At 44.4% G+C, this 2,565-nt stretch carries 3 protein-coding genes; all 3 read right to left on the bottom strand.

Features of this window, described 5'->3' with window-relative positions; all coding sequences use genetic code 11:
* Positions 1-1,823, bottom strand: a 1,823-nt coding sequence (locus tag CCU_RS10760) for a glycoside hydrolase family 2 protein (protein WP_208896173.1), incomplete at its 3' end; no start/stop codon positions are given.
* A 24-nt stretch (positions 1,824-1,847) separates the two neighbouring features.
* Positions 1,848-2,198, bottom strand: a complete 351-nt coding sequence (locus tag CCU_RS10755) for an arsenate reductase family protein (RefSeq protein ID WP_015534671.1) — start codon at positions 2,196-2,198, stop codon at positions 1,848-1,850.
* Between the two features lie 62 nt (positions 2,199-2,260).
* The gene (locus CCU_RS10750; protein ID WP_015534670.1) at positions 2,261-2,512 is read right to left on the bottom strand and encodes a hypothetical protein; all 252 of its coding nucleotides are present in this window, start codon (positions 2,510-2,512) and stop codon (positions 2,261-2,263) included.
* Between the last annotated feature and the right edge of the window lie 53 nt (positions 2,513-2,565).

Below are 2,565 nucleotides of genomic sequence, written 5' to 3'. Positions count from 1 at the left end.
TACACTGCTCCCATGCACCTGTCATCATTTCTGTTTCTTCGAAAATGCTCGACGCCATACCTGATAGCATCCGCCTGCAGAAGCTGCGATGCGTAGATAACCGTCTCGAAATCAGATGGATATCTATATGTCTGTTGCATATAATTCATTATCTTTCCATTTGCCGAGCCATTTCTCTGATGCCGCTCCATAATGTATGAAAAGATATTCATATCACGCTCATCATCCGTAAATGTCTCAACAGTCTTCTTTGAAGGAAATGACTGGAAACCGAATTCGGAAAGATATCTGAAGCAAAACTTTCTGTACTCAGAAAATGGCTTATCACCATGCCACACAGCCCAATAATGCACATCTCCGCGGTTCTCGTCTCTCGGATCATCAAATGAACCACCTGAGGACGGGCTCGCTGGCCAATAAAATACCTGTGGAGCATACTGCTTCATGATCTGCGGGAGAATTCGCTCGTACATAATAATATAGTCCCGAACCTCGCTGTCCTTGCTCACCCATTTTCTCTCCTTAACAAACTGCTCCATCTCATTATTGCCACACATAAGTCCGAGTGACGCATGATGACGGATCCTCTTTAAGTTGTCAATAAATTCCGCGGTGATATTTGCCTCAAATTCTGGTGTGAGATCGTAGACAGCACACGCAAACATGAAATCCTGCCACACCACAAGTCCCATCTCATCACACATATCATAGAACCAATCGTCAGGATAATATCCACCGCCCCACACTCTTATAGAATTGAAGTTCGCAAATACCGCCTTCTCAAGCAGAGTCCTTGTAGTCTCAGGTGTCACACGTCCAAGAAGATGATCCTCCGGAATGTAATCGGCACCCATGGCAAATATATTTACGTCGTTTACGCAGGTGGCAAAGCTCTCACCCCATTTGTCCTTTGTGCGGTCCATGGTTATTGTCCGCAGGCCGATCTTTCTCGTCCAGTTGTCAACCACCGTACCATCATCTTTCACAAGGTCAACGGAAACAGTGTAAAGGTTCTGCTCACCATACCCACGAGGCCACCAGAGCTGTGGGTTGTCTATATGTATATTCTTCGTGATATCTTCATTTAATATTCTATTTATAATTTCGTTTCCAACCGGATCTACTACTCTAACGTTTGCACTCAGCTGTCCCGTCTCTGATCCAGAACCAATATACTTCCGGGCAAATTCTATCTCCGGCTTTATATCAAGTTCCACTGAGTCCTGATCATGATGCTGCAGGATTTCAACAGAATCTATCCGTGCGGTATCAATTCCAAGCAAGCTGACCGGCCGCCATATTCCTGCATCTGGAAGGTGAGCGCCCCAGTCCCAGCCAAACATGCAGTGAGCTTTTCTGATATGTACAAATCCGTTCATGGCATCCTCGGTTCCCCGTGTTGGAGCCTTCGCAAATGCATCTGCGATGAACTTTGTCGGCGAATAAAAATATACACTTAATATATTATCCGACTGCTTCAGGGTATCCTTTACCGAATACTCCCATGTCCTGTGCATATTGTCGGCGTGTCCAAGCTTCACACCATTTAGCGTGATATCCGCAATGGTGTCCAGCCCTTCAAACCGAAGGATAACCTCATCCGATCCCAGCAGCTCATCATCACACGAAAAGCTGGTGCGGTACTCATAATCGTAATCCATCAGCTTCAGTGCTTCTATCTCATTGTCCTTCCAGAATGGATCTTCCATCTTGCCCGCCTGCAGCAGATCCCCATACACCGATCCCGGCACTGTCGCAATGATCCAATCGTCATCGCCTACGCGATGCATTTCCCAACTGTTGTTTACATCAATTTTTTTCATTTTTTCTCCACGGGGACGTTCCTACTACAGCATCTTCTCTGTCCACTCTTTTTCTTTAAATCCAGTCAGCATGAAACCTTCAGCAACGACAAGCGGTCTCTTCACCAACATGCCATTTGTCGCAAGAAGCTGCAACTGCTCATCCTCGCTCATGTCCGGAAGCTTGTCCTTCAGTTTCATCTCCTTATACAGCATGCCGCTCGTATTGAAGAATCTCTTGAGCGGAAGTCCACTCCTACCATACCATTTCTTAAGCTCATCATATGTAGGATTATCATCCACAATGTGGCGCTCCGTGTATTCGATCTTATTCTCGTCCAGCCATTTCTTTGCCTTCTGGCAGGTTGAACACTTTGGGTAACATATAAATTCCATGATTATCCTCCTTTTCTATTTAGCTTATTGATGCAAGCCTCAATTTCATCATATCAAGTTACTTAGTGATTTTCTCTCCAATATTTCTGACAAATGTCACACATCCCCATGTCATTTACTCTAAGTGGGAAAAAATACTTCTTTATGTTTCTTGAAAATACAGTGTTATATTCTCCATTGCCATCTCTCGAAGTAATCTTTTCTGGCATATCAGGGTTATAACCCATTGTGCCACAGCAAATGCAGGTATTCATCCATTTTGTCATCTTAGGGTATTGTTTCAGGTAGTTTAGGGCTTCGGTTTTTCTGTCCATGGAGTCTCCTTATCTTCTTTATCCTTTTTAGGCAATGCTAAATACTGCATTGG

It is taken from the genome of Coprococcus sp. ART55/1 (assembly GCF_000210595.1).
Classification (GTDB): domain Bacteria; phylum Bacillota; class Clostridia; order Lachnospirales; family Lachnospiraceae; genus Coprococcus; species Coprococcus aceti.
The sequence above is the reverse complement of the archived record's forward strand: the minus strand, read 5'-3'. Positions and strand labels throughout refer to the sequence as shown.

What these genes read in the sequence shown, in the direction of transcription:
- CCU_RS10755 (WP_015534671.1), bottom strand. Translation starts at nt 2,198, where the DNA reads ATGGAATTTATATGTTACCCAAAGTGTTCAACCTGCCAGAAGGCAAAG.
- CCU_RS10750 (WP_015534670.1), bottom strand. Translation starts at nt 2,512, where the DNA reads ATGGACAGAAAAACCGAAGCCCTAAACTACCTGAAACAATACCCTAAG.